Raw genomic sequence first — 26,405 nt, 5'->3', positions numbered from 1 at the left:
ACATTCCATTTCCCTCCGAAGGGCAGACCATGACCAAAGATACCTCGAACCAGATGTGGGGCGGCCGTTTCGCCGCCGGACCGGACGCAATCATGGAGGCGATCAACGCCTCGATCGGGTTCGACCAGCGGATGGCGGCGCAGGACATTGCAGGCTCGCGGGCCCATGCGGCGATGTTGGCCGCGACAGGCATCGTGACAGATAGCGACGCCGAGGCGATGAGGGAAGGGCTTCTCACGGTCTTGTCAGAGATCGAGACCGGCAAGTTCGAATTCTCGACCGCGCTGGAAGACATCCACATGAACGTGGAAGCGCGTCTGAAAGAGATCATCGGCGAGCCGGCGGGACGTCTGCACACCGGACGGTCGCGCAACGACCAGGTGGCGACCGACTTCAAACTGTGGGTGCGCGACCAGATCGACGCGGCGATTTCCGGTGTCGAGGCGCTGATCCGGGCACTTCTGGCGCAGGCCGAAGCCGGTGCGGACTGGGTCATGCCGGGCTTTACCCACCTGCAGACCGCGCAACCGGTGACCTGGGGACATCACATGATGGCCTATGTCGAGATGTTCGGCCGTGACAAGAGCCGCTTTGAAGACGCCCGCAAGCGGATGAACGAATCGCCCCTGGGTGCGGCGGCGCTGGCGGGGACGTCTTTCCCGATCGACCGTCACATGACTGCCGAGGCGCTGGGCTTTGACCGTCCGGCGGCGAACTCGCTGGATGCGGTATCGGACCGTGACTTTGCGCTGGAGTTCCTGGCGGCGGCGTCGATCTGTGCGATGCACCTGAGCCGGTTTGCCGAAGAACTGGTGATCTGGTCCTCGGCCCAGTTCCGTTTCGTGACCCTGTCGGACCGGTTCTCGACCGGATCGTCGATCATGCCGCAGAAGAAGAATCCCGATGCGGCCGAGTTGATCCGGGCCAAGATCGGTCGGATTTTCGGCGCCAATACCGCGCTGTTGATGGTGATGAAGGGGCTGCCGCTGGCCTATTCCAAGGACATGCAGGAAGACAAGGAACAGGTCTTTGATGCCGCCGACAACCTGATGCTGGCGCTGGCGGCGATGGAAGGCATGGTCAAGGACATGTCCGCCAACCGCGAGTCGCTCGAGGCGGCGGCGGGCAGCGGGTTCTCGACCGCGACCGATCTGGCGGACTGGCTGGTGCGGGCTCTGAACATGCCGTTCCGCGATGCGCACCACGTGACCGGAACCCTTGTGGCGATGGCCGAATCGCGCGGCTGTGACCTGCCTGATCTTTCTCTGGAGGATATGACCTCGGTTCACGAGGCGATCACCGAGGATGTCTTTGGCGTTCTGGGCGTGCACAATTCGGTGGCTTCGCGCACCTCTTATGGCGGCACGTCGCCGGTGCGGGTTCTGGAGCAGGTGGCCCGCTGGAAGGAAGCTCTGTGATGCGCGCGGCGCTGCTTCTAGCGCTGGTCTTGGGCGTTGCCGCGTGCAGCGCCCCGCCGCTTGCCCCTTCGGCGACACCACCCGCGCCGAAACCGGAGACCGGTGTTACCGTGAGCGGACAGGCGCGGGTCGGGGTGACATTCTGAACTTTGGGCGTCAGGCCGCGCATGGCTTTGCGGCCGGGCGCGGGGCGCTGTAGACTCTGGGTAGCTCGATGAAAGGGAATCATGTGATGCGCGTTCTTGTGGCCTTGGGTGTGATGGTGCTGGTTGCGGCCTGTGGTGTGGACGGTGAACCTGTGCCGCCGACCATGAACACGACAATCGGAATCGGCACCAACGGGGTGCATGGTGGCGTGAGCGTCAATTCCGGTCCGGTGACCGTCTCGGTTGGCAACTGGTTCTGAGCAGGGTCCGCCTCCGGCGGGAGTATTTTCAGTACATTGAAGACTGATTGATTGATTGCCCTCGGCCTGCTGGCTATGAGGGGCGAAGGATTTCGCGTGGAAGGACGGGCTGATGGATCATTTTCTCTATCGTGACGGGGCGCTGTTTGCCGAAGACGTGCCGGTGGCCGAGATTGCCGCCGCGGTGGGCACGCCGTTCTATTGTTATTCCACGGCGACGCTGGAGCGCCATTTCCGCCTGTTTGACGAGGCGCTGGAGGGGATGGACCACCTTGTCTGTTACGCGATGAAGGCGGCGAGCAACCAGGCGATCCTGAAGACCCTTGCCGAATTGGGCGCGGGTATGGATGTGGTGTCGGGCGGCGAATATGCCCGCGCGATTGCCGCAGGTGTGCCGGGGGAGCGGATCGTGTTTTCCGGTGTTGGCAAGACAGCAGAAGAAATTCGTGCGGCGCTGAGCGGGGGCATTCGCCAGTTCAACGTGGAATCCGAGCCGGAGATGGAAGTGATCAACGCCGTGGCGCTTGAGCTGGGCGTGGTGGCACCGATCACCGTGCGGGTGAACCCGGATGTGGATGCCAAGACCCATGCCAAGATCGCGACCGGCAAGAGCGAGAACAAGTTCGGCATCCCGATCAGCCGCGCGCGCGAGGTTTATGCCCATGCCGCCAGCCTGTCCGGTCTCAAGGTGGTCGGGATCGACGTGCATATCGGCAGCCAGCTGACCCAGCTGGAGCCTTTCAAGCTGGCTTATGAGAAGGTTGCGGCGCTGACCGAAGAGTTGCGGGCGGACGGGCACGAGATTATCCGGCTCGATCTGGGGGGCGGTCTGGGCATTCCCTATACCCGTTCCAACGATGCCCCGCCGCTGCCGGTGGAATACGGGGCGCTGATCCAGGAGACGCTGGGCCATCTTGGTTGCGAGATCGAAATCGAGCCGGGTCGCCTGATTGCGGGTAATGCCGGGATCATGGTGTCTAAGGTGATCTATGTGAAAGAGGGCGAGGATCGCGAGTTCATGATCGTGGATGGCGCGATGAACGACCTGATCCGCCCGGCGATGTACGAGGCGCATCATGATATCGTGCCAGTGATCGAGGCCGAGGCGGGTGTGGACAAGCACACCTATGACATCGTGGGTCCGGTCTGTGAAACCGGCGATACCTTTGCCAAGGAGCGGGTGATGGAACCGGTGGCTGCCGGTGACCTGATCGCCTTCCGCAGTGCGGGGGCCTATGGGGCGGTGATGGCGAGCGAGTACAACTCGCGGCCGCTCATTCCGGAGGTTCTGGTCAAGGGGGATCAATTTGCGGTTATCCGCCGACGCCCGACCTTTGACGAAATGATAAATCGCGATACCATTCCTGAATGGCTCTAGGACACTTATGTCCTGGGTCATTCGAGGAATCGTATGACCAACGCGAACAAGACGCCTGACAAAGTGATGAAACGGCTGGGCCGGGTTCTGGCCGTGACCCGTGTCGGTATGCTGGCCGAACGGGTGACGCGCGGGTTCTGGCCGCTGTGGTCCTTGTGTTTCGTTGTGCTGGCCGCGTTGATGATGGGGCTGCACGAGCAGCTTTCCCTGGAATTCTTGTGGACCGCGGGTCTCGTGGTGGTGGCGGCCGGGCTGTGGTTCCTGTGGCGCGGTGCGCGTGGGTTTGCCGTGCCGAGCCGGGACGAGGCGATGGCGCGGCTGGATGCGACGCTGCCGGCGCGGCCTTTGCAGGCGCTGAATGACACACCCGCCGTCGGGGCGGATGACCCGGCATCGCAGGCGGTGTGGCGCGCGCATCAGGCGCGGATGCTGAAGACGCTGGACGGGGTCGAGGCGGCGGAGCCGGATCTGAAGGTGTCGCGGCTTGATCCTTTTGGTCTGCGGTATGTGGCGGTTCTGGCCTTGTCGGTGGCCTTCCTGTTCGGCTCGTTTGCGCAGGTGCGCACGGTGGGCGAGATGGCGCAGGGCGGTGCGGCGGTTCTGACCGGGCCGTCGTGGGAGGGTTGGATCGAGCCGCCTGCCTATACCGGGCGGCCTTCGCTTTATCTTGCCGATCAGCCGGAAGGGGATTTGGAGGTGCCGGAGGGCAGCCGCGTGATCCTGCGGTTTTATGGCGAGGTCGGGGCGCTGACGCTGGCGGAAAGCGTGTCGGCGCGGGTCGAGGATGTGCCGAGTGCCGCCGACCCCGAGCAGGATTTCACCGTGGCGCGGTCTGGGCAGCTGGCGGTTGAGGGCGAAGGCGGGCGCGGCTGGGATGTTGTCATGCACGCGGATGGAGCGCCGCAGGTGGCGGTTGCCGGCGCGGCGGATGTGTCGGCGCGGGGCGAGATGAGCCTGCCGTTCGAGGCGGTGGATGATTACGAGATCGTGGCGGGGTCGGCGCGGATATCGCTTGATCTCGAGGCGGTCGTGCGGCGCTATGGGTTGGCGTTTGCGCCAGAGAGCATGGTGCCGATCGAGGTGGAGCTGCCGCTGCCGGTTGCCGGTGGGCGGGACAGTTTCAAGGAGGTGCTGATCGAGGATTTCTCGAAGCACCCCTGGGCGCATTTGCCGGTTCGGATTGCCCTAAGTGTTGAGGATGCGGCGGGGCAGGTGGGGGCCTCGGAGGATCTGCGGACCGATCTGCCGGCGCGGCGGTTCTTTGATCCGATGGCGGCGGCGGTGATCGAGTTGCGGCGCGACCTGTTGTGGTCGCGTGACAATGGCCCGCGCATTGCCCAGCTTTTGCGCGCGATTTCGCATCGGCCGGAAGAGGGTATTTTCCAGGACGAGACCAGTTATCTGCGGTTGCGGACAATCCTGCGGCGTCTGGAGAATGCCTTGCCCTATGGATTGGCGGATGCGCAGGTTGCGGAACTGTCGGAAGCCATGTGGGAATTGGCGATCCTTCTGGAGGATGGCGATCTGGATGACGCGCTGGACCGGATGCAGCGGGCGCGGGACCGGTTGGCCGAGGCGATGAAGAACGGGGCCAGCGAGGAGGAAATCGCCCGTCTGATGCAGGAGCTGCGCGAGGCGACGCAGGATTACCTTAGGCAGTTGGCGCAGCAGCAGAACCGCGAGATGGAAGACCTTGATCCGTCGGAACGGGAGTTTGCCGAGAATTCCACGACGCTTGATCAGGATGATCTGCAGCGGATGATGGACCGCATTCAGGAGCTGATGGAACAGGGGCGGATGGCCGAGGCCATGCAGGCGCTCGAGGAGTTCCAGCAGATGATGGAGAACATGCAGGTCACGCAGGGGCAGGGACAGGGGCAGCAGGGCGAGGGCGAGCAGGCGATGGAAGGTCTTGCCGAGACCCTGCGCGAACAGCAGGGGCTGTCGGATCAGGCGTTCCGCGAGTTGCAGGAACAGTTCAACCCCGGTGCCAATACGGGCCAGAGCCAGGGCAACGAAGGCTATAGCGGGGGCGAAGGGCGCGGACAGGCGCATGACGGCACCGGTGAAGGCTCGGGCGAGGGTCAGGAAGGCGAAAGCGGTACGCCCGGCGCGTTGGCCGATCGGCAGCGGGCTTTGAGAGATCAGCTTGATGCGCTTCGCAACGGGATGCCGGGGCAGGGGACGCCCGAGGGCGATGCCACCGCCGAGGCGCTGGGACGTGCGGGTGAGGCGATGGACAACGCGGAAGATGCCTTGCGGGGCAATGATCTGGGCGAGGCCATCGACCAGCAGGCGCAGGCGATGGAAGCGTTGCGCGAAGGTATGCGCAATCTGGGTGAACAGATGGCCAACCAGAACCAGGGGCAGGGTCAGGAAGGACGGCAGGAGGCGCAGAGCGGCTTGCAGGATCCGCTGGGGCGCAGCCGCAACGGGCGCAATGGTCAGGTCAACGGCGATGCGTTGTTGCAGGATGAGGATGTCTATCGGCAGGCGCGTAAGCTTTTGGATGAAATCCGCCGTCGCGCCGGAGAGGCCGAACGCAGCGAGGAAGAACGCGGGTATCTGCGTCGGCTGCTGGATCGGTTCTAGGGGATTTCAGGCGTTAGTGGCCAAAGAAACCGCCCGGCCATGATGCCGGGCGTTTATCGTTAGTTGACTTCGCCGCCGGCAGAGGCGGCTTTCTCGTCGAGCCACAACATGCCCTCGGTGACCATGGTGTCGAGCCACAGACGCGCGGCGTTGACCTTGTCCATGAAGATCATGACATAGGGTTCGCCCGCCGGCCATGCGGCAACAATCTCGCGGTTGTAGACATAGGCGAGGATGATCATGGCAGCGATCAGCATGGTGAAGCCGAAACCAAGGCGGAAGCCCGAGTTGCGGCGACGGCGGGAAGGCGCTGCGGCGGCTGCGGTCTCGCCGATGCCGCGTTCGTCGGCTGAACGCAGGGTCGAGTTGATTTCCTCGATGTCGGGCAGGAGTTCGCGGCGTGAATGGTGTTCTTCGGCTTCTGCGACGTTTTCCTGCGGTTCGGCCTCTTCGGGCAGGCCGCGGATACGGCGCATGCGGGCGCGGGCACCGGCGGCCATGTCATCCTTGTCGTCCAGACCAAGGTCGGGCTGGGATTCGAGATCGGCGAGGCTTTCTTCTGCGCGTGCGGAGGCTTCGTGTTCGGCTTCCTGCCGCAGGATGTCGGCCACGTTCGGATCGATCTTGCGGCGCTCGCGACGCTGGACCGGCGCTTTGCTGGTGTCTTCTGCTTCCGGGATGTCCTCGGGGTCGGGGACCGGTTCGAAGGCGCTTTCTTCCTCTGCCGGTGCCTCTTCAGCGTGGCGGGCGGCGGCATCGGCGATCATGTCGGCAATCGCCGAGACGGTGTCCTCGCTCAGTTCAGCCTCGGCCGGTTCAGCTTCGGGTTCCGGGTCTGGTGTCGGTTCGGTGTCGAAGGTGAAATCGGGCGGCTGCACTTCCGGTTCCTGAACCTCGGGTTCCGGTGCAGGTTCGGGGGCAGCAGCAACTTCTGGCGTGGGTTCGGGAGCGGGCGCATCCTCGGCCCAGCTTTCGTCGGGGGTGGAGGTGCCAAGCTCGGCTGCCATCTCCACGTCCTGATCCGGGTGCATCTGGAACCACGTATGTCCGCAGTTCGAACATTGCACATCGCGCCCGGATTCCGGGATGACCTCGGTGGGCACTTCGTATTGTGCACCGCAATTCGGGCAGCTTAGCCGCATATTGTCCCTCTGGATGTCCCCAACCACTTATTCTTGTGGCAGCATATGGCCTAAGTGGCCTTTGGAAAAGAGCAAAGCCGCTCGGGACGGATTGAAACCAAGCTGTGGCTCAGGCACAACGGGACCTGAGTAAACGAGGGCGCGTCTTGTGATAGAACTTGAGAACATTGCCTATAGCTATGGTGGTGGAGAGCTTCTGAGTGACGTGTCGCTCAAGCTTTCGCCGGGATCGTTCCATTTCCTGACCGGCCCGTCCGGCTCGGGGAAGACCACGTTCCTCAAGCTGTGCTATGGCGCGCTGGTGCCGACGGCGGGGCGTGCCGAGCTGTTTGGCAAAGAGGTGCGCGAGATGGACCGCGACGATCACGCCATGGCGCGGCGTCGGATCGGGGTGGTGCATCAGGACTGTCAGTTTCTTGATCACCTGCCGGTCGCCGACAACGTGGCGCTGCCGCTGACGGTGGCGGGGCGCGATGATCTCGAGCAGGTGTCGAACCTCAAGGAGTTGATGCACTGGGTCGGGCTTGGCAACAAGGCCAGCGCCCTGCCGCCCGAGCTTTCGGGCGGGGAACGCCAGCGTGCGGCGCTGGCGCGGGCGGTGATCATGTCGCCGGATGTGGTGCTTGCCGATGAGCCGACTGGCAACGTGGACTGGGATATGTCGCAGCGCCTGTTGCGGCTGCTGATCGAGCTGAACCGGATGGGCAAGACCATCATGATCGCCACCCACGACCTGAACCTGATCCGCGCGGCGAAGGCGCAGAAGGTGCAGGCGCGGGTGCTGCGGATTGCAAACCGCAAGGTGCAACTGGCGGGGGCGGACCTGTGAGCGTGGGGCAGAGCATCAAGTTGTTCATCGTCGGGGACGTCTATCGCGATCGCGTGGTGCCGCCGTCGGGGATCACGGCGCGGCTGACCGGATTTGCCGCGGCGGCGATGGCGTTTCTTGCGGTCTTTGCATTGGCATTGTCGCTGGCGTCGGGGCGGTTGGCGGCCCGCTGGGGGGACGAACTGGCACGCAGTTCGACGCTGCGCATCTCGGCCCCGGCGGGGCAGATGGCCGACCAGACCGCGGCGGCGATCCGGGTGTTGGAGACCACGCCCGGCGTGGCGGATGCGCGGGCCCTGTCGTCGGATGAACAGCGGGCCTTGCTTGAGCCGTGGTTCGGGCCGGAACTGCCGGTCGAGAGCCTGCCCATTCCGCAGTTGATCGAGATACTGGAGACCGAAGAGGGCTATGACGCCGCCGGATTGCGGTTGCGGTTGCAGGCCGAGGTGCCGGGGGCGGTGCTGGATGACCATACGCGCTGGCGCAAGCCGCTTGAGCAGGCTGCGGCGCGGCTGCGGCTCTTGGGGATTGTAGCAGTGTTGCTGATCGGGGCAACGACGGCTGCGATGATCACCCTTGCGGCGCAGGCAGCGCTGGCGGCGAACGCGCAGGTGATCTCGGTTCTGCGGCTGATCGGGGCGCAGGACAGCTATATCGCGCAGGCTTTTGTGCGCCGCTTTACCCTGCGGGCGCTGGCGGGGGCCCTGGTGGGCACGGTCGCGGGCGGGGCGGCGGTTCTCCTGTTGCCGTCGGCGCAGGAAGAGGGCGGGTTCCTGACCGGGCTTGGCTTTCAGGGCGCGGCGTGGTTGTTGCCCTTGTTGATCGTGCCTCTTGCTGGCATGGTCGCCTTCTTTGCAACCCGCGCGGCGGCGCGCAGAACGTTGAGAGGTCTGGATTGATGCGCAAGGCGGTACAGTGGGTTCTGTCCATTTTCTACGTGGTTCAGAACGCGGTCATGATGCTGGCGATGGGCATCGTGTTTTTCCCCTGGGCGCTGGTGTCGCCGAAGGGGGCGATGACCGCCTGCAAGGCCTATGCAACCTGGGCGCTCTGGAGCGCGCGATGGATCGTGGGCATCCGTTCCGAGGTGCGCGGCGAGGTGCCGACGGGCGCGGTTCTGGTTCCGGCCAAGCACCAGTCGTTCCTCGACATCATGATGATCTTCAAGGCGGTGCCGCAACCGCGCTTTATCATGAAGTACGAGTTGCTGTTCACGCCGATCATCGGGGTCTACGCGTGGCGCCTGGGATGTGTGCCGGTGCGCCGGGGCAAGCGGGGTGCGGCGATCAAGGCGATGCTGGCGGATGTTGAAAGCGGCCGCGTGCCGCCGGGCCAGCTGGTGATCTATCCGCAGGGCACGCGGGTGCCGGTGGGCGAGTATCGCCCTTACAAGGTGGGGCCTTATGTTCTCTACAAGGAGACCGGGCAGGATGCGGTGCCGGTGGCGACAAATGCCGGGATGTTCTGGCCCAAGGGCACCATGCTACGCACGCCGGGGCTGGCGGTGGTCGAGTTTCTTGATCCGATTGCCTCGGGCAAGGCGCAGGATGCCTTCATGGCCGAGCTGGAAGACGAGGTGGAGACCCATTCCAACGCCTTGATGCGCGAGGCGGGGTTTGAGGCTGAACAGGAAGTGAAGGCGGTGTCCTGACCCGTCTTGCCTTTGCGATGACGTGAACGCCCGCCGGCCGGTGGGCGTTTTTCTTTGTGTCCTGTTCGAAAAAGATCGTGGGCGGTGCGACGGAAATGGCTGGCTGTTGCGTATGACGCTGTACTCGTTGGTTTTGCGAGACGCACCCACTCACGGAGCGTATGTGCGGTAATCCGTGCGAACGACAGCCTTGGTCCCCCCGAGGCTGTCGTTTTTCAGGTGTGGGATCGGGGTCTCGCAAATTCGCCCGCCATCCATGCCTTTGTCATCGCGGTTTCCTGAAGCTTTACCTCGGGGTCGAGGCGCAGGGGGGAATTCGGTTTCCACCAGTCCCGCGATCATGTTGGCAAGCGCGTTACCCTGATCCCGGGTCAGGCCGGTCTTGCGGTCATGGAATTGTATGGAACAGCTGCGATGGTCGAATTTCAGAAAGGTTTCGGACAGGGGGCGATCCAGAGAAGGTTGCCGTCTTTGGGAACGTATGAAACGAGGCCAAGCGCATCGAGTGCAGGCAGCTGAGCGCCGCGATGCTGGGGAAGGCAAACTTCGGCAAAGAGAGAATAGATGCGATCCACGCGCGTCGGGTTCTGCTGCCACATCTTCTGGCCCACCAGGCCGATTGCGAAGCCAACGATGATGACAGACAAAAGAATACGTTTTTACATGAAAGGCCGGACTGAAAAGGGGAGTTGGTTGAAAGGGATTGGCGGTAGTTCTGGTGATGCTGTTCAGGTGGGGCCGTGAGCAATGCTCTGGTGGCTGGTTTGAGGCCTTTTTGACCAATGCTGCGCTCCACACATATTTAAGCGATGCGCGAAAAGCCGCCATTGATCCGGATCAGTATCAGGTTCGTGAGCGTTGCAATGGTGCTAGGCGAAAACCGCATGTTTCGGGTCGATTGAAAAATTCGAGATTGGTATTTTTTACTCGAAAGTAACCACAGGATCTCCCTATGCACGGACGCGATGCACTCTTCCCAAACCTTGACCAACTGACGGACGCAGAAAACGCGTTGACCGAGCGGCTCAACCAGGCTCGCCGTGACTACGCCAGTCGCAATGCGACCTCGGCGGAGTTAACGCCTGATTGGTTAGAGGCGTTGAAATCCAAGCGGTTTGAACAGTCGGAAGACCTTGAACCGCTGATGGACTGGGTGATTGATGCGCTCGATACTGGCAGTGTGCAGATGACTCATCCCGGATATCTTGGCCTGTTCAATCCGGCACCTACCTTTGCCGCAGAATGTGCGGATCGGATCGCGTCGATGTTCAATCCGCAAATCTGTGTGTATTCCCATGCGCCTGCTGCCGTCGAAATCGAACAGCATGTCATCGACGAGGTTGCTCGACGCGCAGGACTTCCCAAGGGGTCCGGAGGGCATTTTACCAGTGGCGGTGCCGAGGCCAATTCGACGGCTGTTTTATGTGCCTTGCAGGCGAAATGCCCGGAGTACAGCGACAAGGGCCTCTATGAGTTCGGCGGTCAGCCGACGATTTACGTCTCGAAGGAGAGCCACCTTGCATGGTTGAAGATGGCGCATTCGGCGGGCATCGGACGCAACGCCGTTCGATTGATCGCAACCGATGGCCAAGGTCAGATGGATGTGGATTGTCTTGCGACTGCTATTGATGAGGATTTGAAAAGCGGCTGTGTCCCGGTCCTCATCGTGGCCACGGCTGGCACCACGAATGCAGGAATGATCGACCCTCTCAAACCTTGCGCTGCTCTGGCCCAGAAACACGACATGTGGTTCCACGTTGACGCGGCTTGGGGCGGCGCAATGATTGCCAGCACGGCAAAGCGGTCCGTGCTGGATGGCATTGAAAAGGCGGATTCGATCACGATTGACGCCCATAAATGGTTCGCCACCACAATGGGGGCCGGCATGTTCCTGACCTCACGCCCCGACATACCGGCACAGGTTTTCCGGATCTCGGCCAGCTACATGCCAGAAAGCGAGGCGGCCAAGGATTTCTATGTGAATTCGAACCAATGGTCGCGCCGCTTTGTGGGATTGCGCCTGTTCCTCTCCCTTGGGGCCGCCGGATGGGACGGCTACGCAGACCATGTGGAACGCTCAATTCGACTGACGAACCGGTTTACGGACAACCTGAAGAAGGCGGGTTGGTCACAGGCCAACCGATCTCTCATGGGGGTGAGTTGCATGGTCCCGCCGGAAGGGCACGACGCCGTGCAACGCTATGTCGATGCAGTTCACGCAGATGGCCGGTTCTGGATTTCCAAGGCACTGTTCGAGGGCAAACCTGTTTTGCGGGCCTGCGTCACCAACGGACGCACGAACGAAGCGACCATTGACCAACTCACTGAATTCCTGACATCGGCTTAAGACAAAAAGGCACCCGTCATACGAATGGCGGGTACTCTCGAAGCTCTTCAACCTGCGCGCAAGTGGGTGGTTGTCATATCGATCAACAGACGACCCGTTTCTCCGCGAACTTCGGTGCGAATGACAATGAGTTTGCCACCGCGTTTGACCGTGGTGGATGTTGCGATCAGATCGCCCGTCCTTTCATTACCCGACAAGACTGTGTGAAGATCAACGGCGAGTGGAAAACCGGACCCGTCTTCACCAATGCTTTCCAAATCGCCGATTGCACAAAGGGTCGCTGCGATGTCGGCAAACCAGATCAAGGCCCCAGCATGCATTGTCCCGAACGGGTTCTTTGCAGCTTCGGTCACCGGCATTCTGGCAACCACGCGTTCAGGCTCGCGGCTTTCAATAGTGAAGCCGATTTCGCCCTTCCATTCGTTCGCAGACAGCTTTTCTCTGATGTTCATCTCAATACCCTCGATTTTTTTGGTGACGAGAGCAGGCTTGCATCTGTGGCAAGTGAATTCGACCCAGAACTTGCGCAATCGAATAATCGAAGCAGGCTGCAGAAAGTGCCACAACCAGACATCTAAAAATTCACCATGAAAGTCTGGAAAGTCCGAATAGCCGCCGTTTCAAATTGAGAAACCCTCGCAGACGTCTGCGAGGGTTTCGGTGTTTTAAGCCTGTCGTGCCGTGCGGTGGGCGCAGGGCAGCGCACGGGGTTCGTACGATCAGCTGTGGATCGGGCCGTCGCCGCAGGCCAGGGCGGCTTCGCGCACGGCTTCCGAGTAGGTCGGGTGGGCGTGGCAGGTCAGGGCGATGTCCTGGGCCGAGGCACCGAATTCCATCGCAACACAGATCTCGTGGATCATGTCACCTGCCGAGGGGCCGATGATCGCGGCACCCAGCACGCGGTCGGTTTCGGCATCGACGATGATCTTGGCAAAGGCACCTTCGGCCTGGCCAACGGCCTTGGCGCGGGCGTTGCCCATGAACATGAACTTGCCGACCTTGACCTTGCGGCCTTCGGCCTTGAGCGAGGCTTCGGTGGCACCAACGGTGGCCACTTCGGGGGTGGTGTAGACGACGCCCGGGATCACGCCATAGTTCACGTGGCCGTGCTTGCCTGCCATCACCTCGGCGACGGCCATGCCTTCGTCTTCGGCCTTGTGGGCCAGCATCGGGCCTTCGATCACGTCGCCGATGGCGTAGATGCCCGGCACGTTGGTGCGCCATTGGCCGTCAACGGCAACCTGGCCGCGCTCGGTCAGGGCAACGCCGACGGTGTCGAGGCCGAGGCCTTCGTAGTAGGGCTTGCGGCCGGTGGCGACCAGCACGACATCCGCGTCGAGCACTTCCTCGTCGCCGCCCTTCTTGGGCTGGTACTTGACCTTGGCCTTGGTCTTGGTGGTGTCGACACCCTGAACGGCGGCGCCCATGATGAACTTGAGGCCCTGCTTTTCGAGGATCCGCTTGAAGCTGCGCTGTACGTCGGCGTCCATGCCGGGGCAGACGGCGTCCATGTATTCCACGACGGTGACTTCGGCGCCGAGGCGGGCGTAGACGGAGCCGAGTTCGAGACCGATGACACCGGCACCGATGACAACCATCTTCTTGGGCACTTTCGGCAGGTCGAGCGCACCGGTGGAGTCCACGACGATACCCTTGTCGTTGTCGACCTCGACACCCGGCAGCGAGGCGGGCACCGAACCGGAGGCGATCACGATGTTCTTGGTCTCATAGGTGGTGTCGCCGACCTTGACTTTGCCTGCGGCTTCGATTGTGCCGTAGCCCTTGATCCAGTCGATCTTGTTCTTCTTGAACAGGAATTCGATGCCGCCGGTGTTCTGGCCGACGACGTCGGATTTGTAGGATTTCATCTGGTCCCAGTCGACCGAGGGGCTTTTGCCCTTGAGGCCGAGGTTGGCAAAGTTGTGTTCCGCTTCGTGCAGCAGGTGGGTGGCGTGCAGAAGCGCCTTGGAAGGGATGCAGCCGACGTTGAGGCAGGTGCCGCCAAGGGTTTCGCGGCCTTCGACCACGGCGGTTTTCAGGCCCAGCTGGGCGCAGCGGATGGCGGACACATAGCCGCCGGGGCCTGCACCGATGATGATGACGTCATATTGGGACATGGGTGTCTCCTAGTTTCGTTGGGGGAGCCTCAAGGCGACGATCCTGAGGGTACCGACAAGGGCTGGGGGGTTAAAGGTCATATCCGAAGGCCTCGAAATCCTTGGCGTAGAGGTCGCGGATGCGGTTGCGGGTGCCCGGGTCGGCGACATAGTCCTGTGTCGCGTCCCGGCCTTGATAGGTGCCGACGTTGCGGGGCTTTTCCGCGAAGGCAGCCGCGTGGTCGTGCGGCAGGTCGAAGCGGTCGGCCAGCTGTCGGAAAAAGCTTTCGAAGTCCTCGCATTTGCCGATGAGCGTGGGGGCGAGGATGTCGGGGCGAATGGTGTTGAACTGCGGGGCCCAGTGGCTTTCGACCAAAAGGCTGGTGTTGTTGGTCAGGCCATAGTCGATGTAGTCGAGAAAGCGTGTGAACCCTTCTGTGGTTCCGGCGTGGGTGTTCCAGTCAAAGCCGGTCAGTGCGCTGAGGCGGACGCGGTCGCCGGCAAACTGCGAGATGCGAAGTTCGTGCGAGCGGCAAAGGTAATTGAAGGCAGAGACGAGGCGCGCCACGGGATGGCGCACAGTGGCCAGGTAGGTGGCCTCGCTCAGATAGCCGGGCAGCCAATTGACGTCCGACCGCTGGTGGACGAAACGGAAAACATTCAGGTTGGTCAACCGGTGCGGCAGGTTGTCTTCGTGAGCGTTGTCGGCTTCGATGAGGGAGGTCGTCAGGGGCACGCCGAATTCCGCCCAGAACAGGAAAGCCAGCGCCGTCGAAGTGCCGGATTTCCCGTTTGATTTGAAGATCCAGCGGCCACTGGGCGGGCTGACGAAATCGTGCAGGTAACGCACCATGTGGTGCTTGTGCGCAAATTGGTCGCCGTAGTGGGCGGCCAGCTTGTCAATCCGCTGCTGGGGCAGGCGGACGGGGCCCGGAATGTCGTGAAACAGCGCAGTCATGGCTCAATCGGCGCCTATCATCGGGACGTCATATTGGGACATGGTTGTGTTTCCTTGCGGACCTCGGTCCTTTTGCGTGTTTGGCCGCGTTGGGCGATCAGGGTTAGGCGGGGGTCAGGAGTTTGACGGAGACGTTGATGACGCCGTCGCGTTCCATGTGCATGGCAAGCTCTTCCGAGCTGAAGAAGGCGCGGGCGCGGTCGAGATCGGTTACGGCAAAGAGGGCAACGGCGTGGTCTGCCTTGTCCGGGTCGCTCCAGACGTGGAGGTCGACAATGCCCGAGGCCTTGCGGTTCTTGGCATCGTCCTTGAAGACCGTGAGCCAGGCGTCGAAGTCAGCGACGTCTGCTTGCCAGAGGATGTGAGTAGCCATGAGTCAGTTCCTTTGTTGTTTCCAACAGGATGCGCCATTCACGGGGGCTGCGCTTTGATTCCACTCAACTTTTGTTCGGGAGTGTAGCGAAGAGTGCGTCTGCCCGACTGTGCCGGGCAGCGAGTGATCCTCTCCACGAGCAGATACCCTGCCGCGGAGAGGATCGGTTTGGATTACAGATCCATCAGCAGGCGACGGGGATCTTCCAGTGCCTCTTTTACGCGGACGAGGAAGGTCACGGCGCCTTTGCCGTCGACGATGCGGTGATCGTAGGACAGGGCCAGGTACATCATCGGGCGGATCTTGATCTCGCCGTTGATGACCATCGGGCGGTCCTGGATCTTGTGCATGCCGAGGATACCCGACTGCGGGGGGTTGAGGATCGGCGAGGACATCAGCGAGCCGTAGACACCACCGTTGGAGATGGTGAAGGTGCCGCCCTGCATCTCGGCCATCGAGAGCTTGCCGTCGCGGGCGCGGCGGCCTTTTTCACCGATGGCTTTCTCGATCTCGGCAAAGGACATCTTGTCGGCGTCGCGGATCACCGGAACCACGAGACCCTGCGGGGTGCCTGCGGCGATGCCCATGTGGACGTAGTTCTTGTAGACGATGTCGGTGCCGTCGATCTCGGCGTTCACTTCCGGCACTTCTTTCAGCGCGTGGCAGCAGGCCTTGGTGAAGAAGGACATGAAGCCCAGGCGGACGCCGTGTTTCTTCTCGAACTCGTCCTTGTACTGTTTGCGCAGCGCCATGGCCTCGGTCATGTCCACCTCGTTGTAGGTGGTCAGGATCGCGGCGGTGTTCTGCGCGTCCTTCAGGCGGCGGGCGATGGTCTGGCGCAGACGGGTCATCTTCACGCGCTCTTCGCGGGCGGAATCCTCGGCAGCCGAGGGTGCGCGCGGTGCGGCGGCCGGGGCAGGCGCCGCGGCAGGGGCCGGTGCGATGGCGGCCTTGAGCACGTCTTCTTTCATGATGCGACCGTCACGGCCGGAGCCCTGTACGTTGGCCGGGTCGATGCCTTTTTCCGCCATCAGCTTGTTGGCCGAGGGGGCGTTTTCGACGTCTTTGCCAGCGGCTGCAGGTGCGGCAGCGGGGGCTGCGGCCGGAGCGGCGGCGGCAACGGCACCCGACGAGGAGATCACGGCCAGCTTGGCGGTGGCGTCCACGGTGGTGCCTTCCGGCGCGGTGATTTCAGCCAGAACACCAGCGGCGGGGGCCGGAACCTCGACCGACACCTTGTCGGTTTCCAGTTCGCACAGCATTTCGTCCTGGGCAACGGTGTCGCCAACGGCCTTGAACCAGGTCGAGACGGTGGCTTCGGTCACCGATTCACCAAGGGTCGGCACCATGACGTCCACGCTGTCGCCGCCAGCGGCTGCGGGAGCAACGGCGGGTGCGGCTTCGGCGGCCGGGGCAGGGGCTGCTGCGGCGCCGTCACCGGCCACGATGGTGGCCAGCAGGGCATCAACGCCCACGGTGTCGCCTTCGGCGGCGATGATTTCGCCCATGACGCCAGCGGCCGGAGCGGGAACCTCGACGGTTACCTTGTCGGTTTCCAGCTCGCAGAGCATTTCGTCAACGGCAACGGCGTCGCCCGGTTTCTTGAACCAGGTGGCCACGGTGGCCTCGGTGACGCTTTCGCCAAGGGTGGGGACGCGAACTTCGGTCATGTGTCGTTATCCTTCGATGGTCAGCGCGGCATTCACCAGCGCCTCTTGTTGGGCTTTGTGTTGGCTTGCGAGGCCAGTTGCGGGCGAGGCCGATGCGGGACGGCCTGCGTAGGTCGGGCGGGTGTGCTTTGCCTTGATACGAGTGAGGGCCCACTCGATGTTCGGCTCAATGAACGACCACGCGCCCTGGTTCTTGGGTTCTTCCTGACACCAGACCATCTCGGCATCCTTGAAGCGGTCGAGCTCCTTGATGAGCGAGTGCGCCGGGAACGGATAGTATTGTTCGATCCGCATCAGGTAGACATCGTCGATGCCACGGGCGTCACGTTCTTCCAGCAGGTCGTAGTAGACCTTGCCCGAGCACATGACGACGCGCTTGATGTCCTTGTCGGCCTTCAGCGCAGTGTCCGAGTTGCCCTGTTGTGCGTCGTCCCAGAGGACGCGGTGGAACGAGGAGCCATCGGTGAACTCGCTGGCTTCCGAGATGCAGAGCTTGTGACGCAGGAGCGATTTCGGCGTCATCAGGATCAGCGGCTTACGGAAGCTGCGGTGGATCTGGCGGCGCAGGATGTGGAAGTAGTTGGCCGGGGTCGAGCAGTTCGCCACGATCCAGTTGTCGCCACCGCACATCTGCAGGAAGCGTTCCAGACGGGCCGAGGAGTGCTCGGGGCCCTGACCTTCGAAACCGTGCGGCAGGAGGACGGTGAGACCCGACATCCGCAGCCATTTCGATTCACCCGACGAGATGAACTGGTCGAACATGATCTGCGCGCCGTTGGCAAAGTCGCCGAACTGGGCTTCCCACAGGGTGAGCGCGTTCGGTTCCGCCAGCGAGTAGCCGTATTCAAAGCCCAGCACCGCGTATTCCGACAGGGCCGAGTCGATGACTTCGTATTGCGCCTGACCTTTGCGGATGTTGTTGAGCGGGTAGTAGCGTTCTTCGGTTTCCTGGTTCACCAGGCCCGAGTGGCGCTGCGAGAAGGTGCCGCGGGTGGCGTCCTGACCCGCGAGGCGCACGTGGTGGCCTTCGGTCAGGAGCGAGCCATAGGCCAGTGCCTCGGCGGTGGCCCAGTCAAAGCCCTTGCCGCTTTCGAACATGGCCTTCTTGGTTTCCAGCAGGCGGCCAACGGTCCGGTGCAGCGGGAAGCCATCGGGCGCGGTGGTCAGGGCCTTGCCCACTTCGGCCAGCGTGTCCTCGGTGATCGAGGTCTTGCCGCGCTGGTAGTCGCCATCTTCACGATCGAGGTGCGACCAGCGGCCATCCAGCCAGTCGGCCTTGTTGGGCTTGTATTCCTTGCCGATTTCGAATTCGTCGTTCAGCTTGGCCTGGAAGGCCGCCTTCATGTCTTCGATTTCGCCTTCAGGGATCAGGCCGTCCTTGACCAGACGCTCGGTGTAGAGCGACAGGGTGGTCTTGTGGCCCTTGATCTTCTTGTACATCACCGGGTTGGTGAACATCGGCTCGTCGCCTTCGTTGTGACCGAAGCGGCGATAGCAGAACATGTCGATGACGACGTCTTTCTGGAACTTCTGGCGGAACTCGGTCGCGACCTTGGCGGCGTGGACCACGGCCTCGGGGTCGTCGCCGTTGACGTGGAAGATCGGGGCTTCCACCACGAGGGCGTTGTCGGTCGGGTAGGGCGAGGAGCGCGAGAAGTGCGGCGCGGTGGTAAAGCCGATCTGGTTGTTCACCACGATGTGCATGGTGCCGCCGGTCTTGTGGCCCTTGAGGCCGGAGAGGGCGAAACATTCGGCCACGACACCCTGACCTGCGAAGGCGGCGTCGCCGTGCAGCAGGATCGGCATGACGGCGGTGCGCTCGTCATCATTAAGCTGGTCCTGCTTGGCGCGGACCTTGCCGAGAACAACCGGGTTCACCGCCTCGAGGTGCGAGGGGTTTGCGGTCAGCGACAGGTGCACGTTGTTGCCGTCGAATTCACGGTCGGAGGAGGCGCCGAGGTGATATTTCACGTCGCCCGAGCCGTCCACGTCTTCGGGCTTGAACGAGCCGCCCTGGAATTCGTTGAAGATCGCGCGGTAGGGTTTCTGCATCACGTTGGCCAGAACCGAGAGGCGGCCACGGTGGGGCATGCCGATCACGATTTCCTTGAGGCCGAGCGAGCCGCCGCGCTTGATGATCTGTTCCATTGCCGGGATCAGCGATTCACCGCCATCCAGACCGAAACGCTTGGTGCCCATGTACTTGACGTGCAGGAATTTCTCGAAGCCCTCGGCCTCGACCATCTTGTTCAGGATGGCCTTGCGGCCTTCGCGGGTGAACTTGATTTCCTTGTCATAGCCCTCGATGCGTTCTTTCAGCCAGGCGGCCTGCTCGGGGTTCGAGATGTGCATGTATTGCAGCGCGAAGGTCCCGCAGTAGGTGCGCTTCACGATGTCGACGATCTGGCGCATGGTGGCGATTTCGAGGCCGAGAACCTTGTCGATAAAGATCGGGCGGTCCATGTCGGCGTCGGTGAAGCCATAGGATTTCGGATCAAGCTCGGGGTGCGGGGTCTGGCTGCGCATGCCCAGCGGATCGAGGTCGGCAACCAGGTGGCCGCGGATACGGTAGGCCCGGATCAGCATCAGGGCGCGGATCGAATCCAGCACCGCCTGACGGACCTGCGCGTCGGAAACCTCGACGCCTTTCTCGGCGGCCTTGGCCTTGATCTTGTTGCCTGCCGCCTTGGCCTCTGAGGGTTCGGCCCATTCGCCGGTGAGGGCGGAGGTCAGCTCGTCCGCGGGTTGCGGCGGCCAGTCGGTGCGCTGCCACGAGGGGCCGTTTGCCTCGGCCTTGACGTCCAGTTCGGCGTCGCCCAGCTGGCGAAAGAAGGCCTGCCATGCCTCGTCAACGGCATTGGGATCGCTCGCGTAGCGGGCATACATCTGTTCGAGGTATTCCGCGTTGTGCCCCTGCATGAAGCTGGAGGCGTGGAAGATGTCGTTGGGGCTTTGGTCGGTCATGGAGGACTCCCGATCCAGATGGTTATTGTTCTGGTTGCTTCTTGAGATGAGGGCCGGGCGTTGATCGCCCGACCCCAGGTCTTGTGTTCGGCTTAGCCGAGTTCGATGGCTTTCAGCATGGCTTCGCCGAGGCCTGCGGGGCTGTCGGCGACCACGATGCCAGCTTCGTTCATGGCTGCGATCTTGTCTTCTGCGCCGCCTTTACCACCGGCAACGATGGCACCGGCGTGGCCCATGCGGCGGCCCGGAGGTGCGGTGCGGCCCGCGATGAAGCCAGCGACCGGCTTCCAGCGGCCTTTCTTGCGCTCGTTGGCGAGGAATTCGGCGGCTTCTTCTTCGGCCGAACCACCGATCTCACCGATCATGATGATCGACTGGGTTTCGTCGTCCGACAGGAACATGTCGAGGACGTCGATGTGCTCGGTGCCCTTGATCGGGTCGCCACCGATGCCGACGGCGGTCGACTGGCCGAGGCCGATGTCTGCGGTCTGTTTAACGGCTTCATAGGTCAGGGTACCCGAGCGCGAGACAACGCCAACCGAGCCACGCTTGTGGATGTGGCCGGGCATGATGCCGATCTTGCAGGCGTCGGGGGTGATGATGCCGGGGCAGTTCGGGCCGATCAGGCGCGACGAGGAGTTCTCAAGCGCGCGCTTTACTTTCATCATGTCCAGCACCGGGATGCCTTCGGTGATGCAGACGATCAGTTCCATCTCGGCGTCGATGGCTTCGAGGATCGAGTCGGCCGCGAAGGGCGGGGGCACGTAGATCACCGAGGCGTTGGCTTCGGTTTTCGCCTTGGCCTCGTGGACCGAGTTGAACACGGGCAGGCCCAGGTGTTCGTTGCCACCTTTGCCGGGGGTGACGCCGCCGACCATCTTGGTGCCATAGGCGATTGCCTGCTCCGAGTGGAAGGTGCCTTGCGAGCCGGTGAAGCCCTGACAGATGACTTTGGTGTTTTCGTCTACGAGTACGGCCATTTTTGTGGTTCCTCAGTTCAGTGAATTACGTGGTTGGTTTGGGCTCGGCGCCATAGTTCAGGCGAAGGGCCAATTCGATTGCGTCGGTGTTCGTCTCTTCCTGGGGTTCGACGAGTTTCTGGTCCGGGCGGCGGGGGAACAGCACCTCGCGCTCGGGGAAGAAGGCGGCGCGCAGTTGTTCGTTGTGTGGGTCCATCGCATTGCGGAGGGCTTCGTACTGATCGCGGGTCAGGCCCTGGCGATCACCACCGATCGACATCTCCATCAGCTTGGTCAGAACACCCGTGCGGCGTGGGTTGTAATCGCCTTCGGGGGTGGCGAAGGGTTCGATCTCGTTCAGGATGCGCAGCACGGTTGTTGCATCCACCGAGAGCGCCTCGTTGGCGCGCGGCGGGGTTTGCAGACCGCTGCGATCAATCTTGAGCAACTGGCAGAGATCATCGACAAGATCGCCGTTCAGCAGATAGTCGGGTTCGAGAAGGGCAGGCAGGATGTTGTCCTTGCCCACGGCCTCGGCCCAGTTGGAGACCATCTTGTTGTAGTCGAGTTTCTTGATCAGCCCGTCGATGTGCTCCTGAAAGGAGATCGTCTGACCGACCTTGATACGCTGCGAGTAGGACGAGGGGATCACGTCTTCCTGGCGGCGCAGGTAGATGACATAGCGCACCTTGTCGGCGAACTGTTTGAAATAGGCGTCGACCTTCTTGATCTTCTCGACCTTCTGGAACCAGACGCTGATCTGTTCGCAGGAGATGACGAGCGTGTCGTCCTTGCCCAGCTTGGCGCGGGCAGCGGCGAATTTCTCTTCGAAGGCGGCCGCGTATTTGCGCAGCGATTCACGGCCGGTGATCTTGGCCATGGTGCGCACGGAGCCTGCGGGCACTTTCATATCGCCGAAATCGCAGGCCGCGATGGCGAATTCTTTCTGGCTCGGTGTGTTGCTGAGCTCGGCCGCATAGTGAATGCCCTGTTCCACCAGAGCTTCCTTGTTCAGATCAAGGAAAGACTGGATCGTGGTGGAGCCCGTCTTGGGGCGGCCGATATGAACGATGATTTCCATCTAGGCGCTCATGCAGAATGACAGGGGGGAGCGGGTGGCCCAAGGCAGGCCACCCGAAGAGGTTTTAGCCCTTGACCGCTTTCACGATCTTTTCGGCGCCGTCGCTGAGGTTGTCGGCGGCGATCACGTTGAGGCCGGAGGTGTTGATGATCTCCTTGCCCTTTTCAACGTTGGTGCCTTCGAGGCGGACAACCAGCGGCACTTCGAGGCCAACTTCTTTCACCGCGGCAACAACGCCCTCGGCGATGACGTCACAGCGCATGATGCCGCCGAAGATGTTCACCAGGATGCCTTTGACGTTCGGGTCTGAGGTGATGATCTTGAAGGCTTCGGTCACTTTCTCCTTGGTGGCACCGCCACCAACGTCGAGGAAGTTGGCCGGTTCCGCGCCATAAAGCTTGATGATGTCCATAGTGGCCATCGCGAGGCCTGCGCCGTTCACCATGCAGCCGATTTCACCGTCCAGAGCGATGTAGTTCAGGTCGTATTTCGACGCTTCCAGCTCTTTCGGGTCTTCTTCGGTCTCGTCGCGCAGAGCGGCAACGTCCTGGTGGCGATAGACAGCGTTGCCGTCAAAACCCAGCTTGGCGTCGAGCACCTTGAGCGAGCCTTCGTCGGTGACGATCAGCGGGTTGATTTCCAGCATCTCCATGTCCTTCTCGATGAAGGCTTTGTAGAGCTGACCCATCAGGGCAACGCATTCCTTGACCTGCTTGCCTTCGAGGCCCAGCGAGAAGGCGATGCGGCGGCCGTGGTAGGCCTGGTATCCGGTGGCCGGATCAACCGAGAACGACAGGATCTTTTCCGGGGTCGATGCGGCGACTTCCTCGATGTCCATGCCGCCTTCGGTCGAGCAGACGAAGGAGACGCGCGAGGTGACGCGGTCAACCAGCAGCGCGAGATAGAGTTCGCGCTCGATGCCGGAGCCGGCTTCGATGTAGATGCGGTTGACTTGCTTGCCGGCGGGGCCGGTCTGGTGGGTCACAAGGGTGCGGCCCAGCATCTTCTTGGCTTCTTCGGCGGCTTCTTCAACCGACTTGGTCAGGCGGACACCGCCCTTTTCACCAGCGTCGGCCTCTTTGAACGAGCCCTTGCCGCGACCACCTGCGTGGATCTGTGCCTTGACCACCCAGAGCGGGCCGTCGAGTTCACCAGCTGCGGTTTTTGCATCTTCGGCCTTGAGAACGACACGGCCCTCGGAAACGGGGGCACCGTAGGTGCGAAGCAGAGCCTTCGCCTGATATTCGTGGATGTTCATTGAACTGTCCCATCTTGCTGCGGTTGCCGAGCGTTTTGGCACAGGACATGGGACTGTCTAAGCGTTTTTTTCCATACTGCGGCGTTTTGGATCGTTTTTTCGCATTTTGTGATCACACTCAAATTTTTAGTGATCACAAAAATAGTTTGACGGTTCATATCCGAAGGAATCAATGCGTTAAGCGATGCTGTGCCGTGCTGAAGACCTTGTAACGCTTTGACGTCATATTAGCTGATATGCAGAGCCGTGAGAAGGATCTGGATGGTTTAGCAATAGATTTGATGGGGGGAACGTGCTCGGCGAACAGCTTGCTCTTAGTCTCGCCCAGGTTCGCGCATTTGGCCTCCCCGCCACTTCTTGCCCTGGTTCTTGTTTTTGCGAAACGTGCGCAACCTCTTTTGGGTGAGTTCCAGTTCTTCTTCGGAATTGATGTAGAGGACCCCACTTTGAAACGTTTTCCCTTGGCCGATATGCTCATCGAATTGAATCAGCTTTGAAACATGATCCCCTCGAATTTGACCAATTTCGGCTCGGAGATCAAATGGATCGAGAGGAGATCCGGGCGGCCTTTTGTGAAGCTCGGTGAGGTGCAAGATGCGCGGTGCGCCGTGAATGGGGCGCCACCTATCGAAGGCGGCGACATCAAAGATGTTGTATTCCTGCGGATACACGCAGAATTTAGCCATGTCTTCGTAGAGCATCTGCCGCAGAATTATCTGATCGTAGGGGGCCTGGGTTTCGTTCAGTCTACGCTCCCATTCCTCTGAGAAGGCCTCCATCTTGGCGGATTTTCGAATGCCAAGGACACCTGAGTTCAGGAACGGAAACGACCGCGGGATCGGGGGATTTGTTTTTGTGACGACCGGACCTCGGTTGAGCGCGCCTGCGGCGGCAAGGTCAAAATCGTGCAACACATCAAAGAGTTCGGAGACATCCATCAAGACAATGATGTCCGCGTCCAGAATGACGGTTCTCTCAAACCTTGTTCTCCGCATAGCTTCGATTTTGGGGCGAAACCATGATCGTTCCAGTTTGAAAACCTTGTTGAAAACCGTATCTTCGACCTGTTGATCCGTGAATAAGTCGACATTTGCATCTGGCATGTGCAGACGAAGTGTCCGCGCGGCGCGCTGGGCGAGTATCGTATATTCGGGTCCGGTTGTTGCGAACACGAAGCCCTGATCATCACAGGCGCTTGCAACTTTTGATTCTGACATTGGCCAAGTACCTTGGATCAGAATAGACGCGTGAAATTGCAGTGCGGGGAAAAGAGCCGCTCTTTTCAGGCGGAATGGTGTGCGCCGAAGTCATGCTCCGGCGCACCAGAATTTTAGGCCAGCGAGCCGTCGATGCCTTTGCAGGCGTCAACCAGACCTTGAACGGCCTTGACCGACACGTCGAACATTTCCTGCTCTTCCTTGTTGAGCTTGATGTTGACGACTTTCTCGACACCGCCAGCGCCGATCACGGTCGGAACGCCAACGTACATGTCTTTCACGCCCAGGTCGCCGTCACAGTAGGCGGCGCAGGGCAGAACGCGTTTCTGGTCTTTCAGGTAGGCTTCTGCCATTTCGATGGCCGATGCGGCCGGCGCGTAGAAGGCCGAACCGGTTTTCAGAAGGCCAACGATCTCGGCGCCACCGTCACGGGTACGCTGAACCATCGCGTCCAGTTTCTCCTGGGTGGTCCAGCCCATTTCGATCAGGTCGGGGAGCGGGATACCGGCAACGGTCGAGTAGCGCACCGAAGGTACCATGGTGTCGCCGTGGCCGCCCAGAACGAAGGCGGTGACGTCGCGCATCGAGACGTTGAATTCTTCGGCGAGGAAGTGACGGAAGCGTGCCGAGTCCAGAACGCCAGCCATGCCGCAGACCTTGTTGGTGGGCAGGCCCGAGAATTTCTGCAGAGCCCAGACCATCGCGTCGAGCGGGTTGGTGATGCAGATCACGAATGCATCCGGTGCGTTGTCGCGGATGCCTTCGCCAACCGATTTCATGACTTTCAGGTTGATGCCCAGCAGGTCATCACGGCTCATGCCGGGTTTACGGGCAACACCCGCGGTCACGATGCAGACGTCGGCGCCAGCGATGGCCGAGTAATCGCTCGAGCCGGACATTGCGGCGTCGATTTTCTCGACGGGGCCGGATTCTGCGATGTCGAGCGCCTTGCCCTGGGGCAGGCCGTCAGCGATGTCGAACAGAACTACGTCGCCCAGTTCTTTGATAGCTGCGAGGTGGGCGAGCGTGCCGCCGATGTTGCCTGCGCCGATAAGGGCAATCTTGGGTCTGGCCATGGGAAATCTCTCCGGTCCGATTAATTTTTCGAGGGTGGCTTAGGGCGTAAAAGCCCGTGACGCAAGGTTTTTGCGCTGCGGCGCAGCGGCGCGGATTGGGCTTGAGATGTCGTAAATCGGTCATAAACTCCGGTTGACAGGGGATTTTTATGGCGCGGGAGCGGTAACATTGGAGATCGGGTTTTTTCTGATCGCGGCGCCCGCGGTGGTGTTTGCAGGCATCTCGAAGGGTGGTTTCGGCTCGGGCGCGGCCTTTGCCAGCGCGGCGATTCTGGCGATTGTCCTGCCGCCGGCGCAGGCGCTTGGGATCATGCTGCCGCTGTTGATGCTGATCGACGTGGCGACGTTGCGACCCTATTGGGGAAAGTGGAGCTGGGGGGATGCGAAGGTGTTGATCCTTGGCGGGGTTCCCGGTGTCGCGCTGGGGGCGGGTTTGTTCACGGTGGCCGATGACGACCTGTTGCGCCTGCTGATCGGGGCCGTGGCGCTTGGGTTTGTTCTGTGGCGGCTTTGGCCCTCGGCGCGGGCGCGTGCTCCGATCCCGGTTTGGGGTGGGCTGGTGGCCGGGGTGGCGGCAGGGTTCACGAGTTTTATCAGCCACGCGGGTGGGCCGCCGGTGGCGGTTTACCTTTTGTCGCGCGGCGTGGGGAAGACGACCTATCAGGCGACCACGGTTCTGATTTTTTGGGTCATCAATATCGCCAAGGCGGTGCCCTATGCGTTTCTCGGGGTGTTCACGCTGGAGACCCTGATGATCGATCTCTGGCTGGCACCCTTTGCCCTGCTTGGGGCGTGGGTCGGGGTCAAGGCACATCACATGGTGCCGGAGCGCCTGTACTTTGCCCTGACCTATGTGCTGCTTGGTCTGACAGGGGGCAAGCTGGTGTGGGATGCGCTCAGTTGACGGCAGGATATTGCCGATCCCTGCGGCCGGCGCGGGGTGTTGTGGTATGATGGGGGTCTACGAGCGGTTGCGGTGGGTTTCATTGG

At 61.6% G+C, this 26,405-nt stretch carries 23 protein-coding genes; 10 read left to right on the top strand and 13 right to left on the bottom strand.

Annotated features, from left to right (window positions below; all coding sequences use genetic code 11):
• Positions 1–29: 29 nt before the first annotated feature.
• From argH to ABWV42_RS09795, 5 genes are all read left to right on the top strand, one after another.
• On the top strand, positions 30–1,418 hold the full coding sequence (argH, locus tag ABWV42_RS09815; RefSeq protein WP_353339956.1) for an argininosuccinate lyase: 1,389 nt from the start codon (positions 30–32) through the stop codon (positions 1,416–1,418).
• Positions 1,419–1,461: 43 nt separating this feature from the next.
• Complete coding sequence (locus ABWV42_RS09810; protein ID WP_353339955.1) at positions 1,462–1,617, top strand: hypothetical protein; 156 nt, start codon at positions 1,462–1,464, stop codon at positions 1,615–1,617.
• A gap of 33 nt (positions 1,618–1,650) precedes the next feature.
• On the top strand, positions 1,651–1,824 hold the full coding sequence (locus tag ABWV42_RS09805) for a hypothetical protein (RefSeq protein ID WP_353339954.1): 174 nt from the start codon (positions 1,651–1,653) through the stop codon (positions 1,822–1,824).
• Between the two features lie 112 nt (positions 1,825–1,936).
• Positions 1,937–3,202, top strand: coding sequence for a diaminopimelate decarboxylase (gene lysA / locus ABWV42_RS09800; RefSeq protein ID WP_353339953.1), 1,266 nt, complete (start codon positions 1,937–1,939; stop codon positions 3,200–3,202).
• A 33-nt stretch (positions 3,203–3,235) separates the two neighbouring features.
• Entirely contained in the window at positions 3,236–5,794 is a 2,559-nt protein-coding gene (locus tag ABWV42_RS09795) for a TIGR02302 family protein (protein ID WP_353339952.1), read from the top strand.
• A gap of 59 nt (positions 5,795–5,853) precedes the next feature.
• Here the strand turns inward: ABWV42_RS09795 and ABWV42_RS09790 are convergent, their stop codons facing one another.
• A complete protein-coding gene (locus ABWV42_RS09790) occupies positions 5,854–6,936 on the bottom strand; it encodes a zinc-ribbon domain-containing protein (protein ID WP_353339951.1) in 1,083 nt (360 codons plus the stop codon).
• Positions 6,937–7,084: 148 nt separating this feature from the next.
• Between ABWV42_RS09790 and ABWV42_RS09785 the strand changes: the two genes are divergently transcribed.
• The 3 genes from ABWV42_RS09785 to ABWV42_RS09775 are packed head-to-tail and all read left to right on the top strand — an operon-like array spanning position 7,085 to position 9,416.
• Positions 7,085–7,765: a cell division ATP-binding protein FtsE gene (locus tag ABWV42_RS09785; RefSeq protein ID WP_255103534.1), complete on the top strand. Its 681-nt coding sequence runs from the start codon at positions 7,085–7,087 to the stop codon at positions 7,763–7,765.
• Entirely contained in the window at positions 7,762–8,664 is a 903-nt protein-coding gene (locus ABWV42_RS09780; RefSeq protein ID WP_353339950.1) for a cell division protein FtsX, read from the top strand. Before ABWV42_RS09785 ends, ABWV42_RS09780 begins: the two co-directional genes overlap by 4 nt.
• The gene (locus ABWV42_RS09775) at positions 8,664–9,416 is read left to right on the top strand and encodes a lysophospholipid acyltransferase family protein (protein WP_255103531.1); all 753 of its coding nucleotides are present in this window, start codon (positions 8,664–8,666) and stop codon (positions 9,414–9,416) included. Before ABWV42_RS09780 ends, ABWV42_RS09775 begins: the two co-directional genes overlap by 1 nt.
• Positions 9,417–9,841: 425 nt before the next feature.
• Here the strand turns inward: ABWV42_RS09775 and ABWV42_RS09770 are convergent, their stop codons facing one another.
• Positions 9,842–10,063 (bottom strand): hypothetical protein, encoded by a 222-nt coding sequence (locus ABWV42_RS09770; protein WP_353339949.1) that lies wholly within the window; start codon positions 10,061–10,063, stop codon positions 9,842–9,844.
• 305 nt (positions 10,064–10,368) lie between these two features.
• Here ABWV42_RS09770 and ABWV42_RS09765 point away from each other — a divergent pair, with 305 nt between their 5' ends.
• Positions 10,369–11,763, top strand: coding sequence for a pyridoxal phosphate-dependent decarboxylase family protein (locus ABWV42_RS09765; RefSeq protein WP_353339948.1), 1,395 nt, complete (start codon positions 10,369–10,371; stop codon positions 11,761–11,763).
• A gap of 47 nt (positions 11,764–11,810) precedes the next feature.
• Here the strand turns inward: ABWV42_RS09765 and ABWV42_RS09760 are convergent, their stop codons facing one another.
• From ABWV42_RS09760 to mdh, 11 genes are all read right to left on the bottom strand, one after another.
• Positions 11,811–12,329 carry a PaaI family thioesterase gene (locus ABWV42_RS09760; RefSeq protein ID WP_353339947.1) on the bottom strand — a complete coding sequence of 173 codons (519 nt, stop codon included), beginning with the start codon at positions 12,327–12,329 and terminating at the stop codon, positions 11,811–11,813.
• Between the two features lie 153 nt (positions 12,330–12,482).
• Positions 12,483–13,880 (bottom strand): dihydrolipoyl dehydrogenase, encoded by a 1,398-nt coding sequence (gene lpdA / locus ABWV42_RS09755; protein WP_255103522.1) that lies wholly within the window; start codon positions 13,878–13,880, stop codon positions 12,483–12,485.
• A gap of 70 nt (positions 13,881–13,950) precedes the next feature.
• Positions 13,951–14,817: a sulfotransferase family 2 domain-containing protein gene (locus ABWV42_RS09750; protein WP_353339946.1), complete on the bottom strand. Its 867-nt coding sequence runs from the start codon at positions 14,815–14,817 to the stop codon at positions 13,951–13,953.
• 103 nt (positions 14,818–14,920) lie between these two features.
• A complete protein-coding gene (locus tag ABWV42_RS09745) occupies positions 14,921–15,190 on the bottom strand; it encodes a hypothetical protein (RefSeq protein WP_353339945.1) in 270 nt (89 codons plus the stop codon).
• A 173-nt stretch (positions 15,191–15,363) separates the two neighbouring features.
• A complete protein-coding gene (odhB, locus tag ABWV42_RS09740; protein WP_353339944.1) occupies positions 15,364–16,860 on the bottom strand; it encodes a 2-oxoglutarate dehydrogenase complex dihydrolipoyllysine-residue succinyltransferase in 1,497 nt (498 codons plus the stop codon).
• A 6-nt stretch (positions 16,861–16,866) separates the two neighbouring features.
• Positions 16,867–19,824 carry a 2-oxoglutarate dehydrogenase E1 component gene (locus tag ABWV42_RS09735; protein WP_255103514.1) on the bottom strand — a complete coding sequence of 986 codons (2,958 nt, stop codon included), beginning with the start codon at positions 19,822–19,824 and terminating at the stop codon, positions 16,867–16,869.
• 92 nt (positions 19,825–19,916) lie between these two features.
• On the bottom strand, positions 19,917–20,804 hold the full coding sequence (gene sucD / locus ABWV42_RS09730; protein ID WP_353339943.1) for a succinate--CoA ligase subunit alpha: 888 nt from the start codon (positions 20,802–20,804) through the stop codon (positions 19,917–19,919).
• A gap of 25 nt (positions 20,805–20,829) precedes the next feature.
• Complete coding sequence (locus ABWV42_RS09725) at positions 20,830–21,864, bottom strand: hypothetical protein (protein ID WP_353339942.1); 1,035 nt, start codon at positions 21,862–21,864, stop codon at positions 20,830–20,832.
• Between the two features lie 64 nt (positions 21,865–21,928).
• Complete coding sequence (gene sucC, locus ABWV42_RS09720) at positions 21,929–23,122, bottom strand: ADP-forming succinate--CoA ligase subunit beta (RefSeq protein ID WP_255103506.1); 1,194 nt, start codon at positions 23,120–23,122, stop codon at positions 21,929–21,931.
• Between the two features lie 314 nt (positions 23,123–23,436).
• Positions 23,437–24,339, bottom strand: a complete 903-nt coding sequence (locus tag ABWV42_RS09715) for a putative nucleotide-diphospho-sugar transferase (protein WP_353339941.1) — start codon at positions 24,337–24,339, stop codon at positions 23,437–23,439.
• 113 nt (positions 24,340–24,452) lie between these two features.
• Entirely contained in the window at positions 24,453–25,415 is a 963-nt protein-coding gene (mdh, locus tag ABWV42_RS09710) for a malate dehydrogenase (RefSeq protein ID WP_255103502.1), read from the bottom strand.
• Between the two features lie 169 nt (positions 25,416–25,584).
• Between mdh and ABWV42_RS09705 the strand changes: the two genes are divergently transcribed.
• Positions 25,585–26,319: a sulfite exporter TauE/SafE family protein gene (locus ABWV42_RS09705; protein WP_353339940.1), complete on the top strand. Its 735-nt coding sequence runs from the start codon at positions 25,585–25,587 to the stop codon at positions 26,317–26,319.
• Positions 26,320–26,405: the final 86 nt, after the last annotated feature.

Source organism: Pelagimonas sp. KU-00592-HH (assembly GCF_040369695.1).
Classification (GTDB): domain Bacteria; phylum Pseudomonadota; class Alphaproteobacteria; order Rhodobacterales; family Rhodobacteraceae; genus Shimia.
This window is presented reverse-complemented; position numbering and strand designations above follow the sequence as displayed.